A 633-nucleotide genomic window follows, 5' to 3' on the forward strand; every position below is an offset into this window, starting at 1 on the left:
GCCATGCAGCGGTATCTCAAAGAACACCAGCGGGATTTTATGCCGGAGGACACCAAAGCCGGGATGATACAGGCGTATCTTGATAAGTACACCGGGAGCATGGTCTGCTCCAAGCAGCTCTACAAGGAAGCCTTGAACCATGCCTTTGACGAGCCGAAACAATGGGAAATCCGGGAAATCAACGAGATTATGAACCAGTGCATTGACCGCTGGCGGTACTTCCCGAACCCAAGAATGTTTTCCGAATATGGCAGACAAAAGGGCTGGGAGCGTGAAAACCCGGCAACGGACTCCGGCAACCCGTCTGAAAAAACGATGGACGGTTTTGTGGAGGTCACAGAACAGATGGAGCTTCCATTCTGAAAATGACAGCCCGTTGCCCCCCCTGTTGCTATCCCGTTGCCGAGCCGGTTGCCGGGGAAAATCCTGAAACTATCGGCTTTTCTCCCCTATGACAACCAAAACAACAGAAAAATAAAAGAAAAGTATAAATAGTAACCATCGCCAGATTGAGATTGTTTGCAAGGTCTTTTGAAGCCCGTTGCCGGACTTCGTTGCCGACACCCTCTGTCTGGCTATTTTCATGTATGGAGGATAACTGCCTATGGCAAAAAACAAAACAGAGATTCATGT

At 49.1% G+C, this 633-nt stretch carries 1 protein-coding gene and 1 pseudogene; one reads left to right on the top strand and one right to left on the bottom strand.

The window, feature by feature from the left end; all coding sequences use genetic code 11:
- A pseudogene (locus tag H8S55_RS13905) lies at positions 1 to 363 on the top strand (virulence-associated E family protein); the annotation flags it as partial.
- 28 nt (positions 364 to 391) lie between these two features.
- Here the strand turns inward: H8S55_RS13905 and H8S55_RS13965 are convergent.
- Positions 392 to 633 (bottom strand): hypothetical protein (locus tag H8S55_RS13965; protein WP_005929923.1); only part of this gene is annotated, 242 nt, incomplete at its 5' end.

It is taken from the genome of Flintibacter faecis (assembly GCF_014287875.1).
Taxonomy (GTDB): Bacteria; Bacillota; Clostridia; order Oscillospirales; family Oscillospiraceae; genus Lawsonibacter; species Lawsonibacter faecis_A.